Below are 313 nucleotides of genomic sequence, written 5' to 3'. Positions count from 1 at the left end.
GCGGGCTTGCCGTCCGCCATCATCGACTGGCCCGATGCCCAGACCCACGACATCATGTCGTTCTGGACGCCGGACGGCGTTTGCAGCGACAGCGGCAGCACCCAGCCATACTGGTTCTTGTCGGCATGGGTCATCTTCTTGGCAGCTTCGAGGAACTCCGCGCGGGTCGACGGCAGCTTGGTGACGCCCGCCTGGGCGGCGAGGTCCAAATTCACGAAGACCGGATAGACGAACGAAGCCACGGGAAACATCACGGCCTTGCCGTCGACCTTGATGATGTCGGCGACTTGGGCTTTGTCGAAGCCGCTCGCAT

At 62.9% G+C, this 313-nt stretch carries 1 protein-coding gene; it reads right to left on the bottom strand.

Going from position 1 to position 313, the window contains the following annotated elements; translation table 11 throughout:
* Positions 1 to 313, bottom strand: a 313-nt coding sequence (locus EN859_RS36680; RefSeq protein ID WP_135913712.1) for an extracellular solute-binding protein, incomplete at both ends; no start/stop codon positions are given.

The organism is Mesorhizobium sp. M00.F.Ca.ET.216.01.1.1 (assembly GCF_004010325.2).
Taxonomy (GTDB): domain Bacteria; phylum Pseudomonadota; class Alphaproteobacteria; order Rhizobiales; family Rhizobiaceae; genus Mesorhizobium.
Note: the sequence above shows the minus strand (reverse complement) of the source record. Positions and strands in the feature narration are given on the sequence as shown.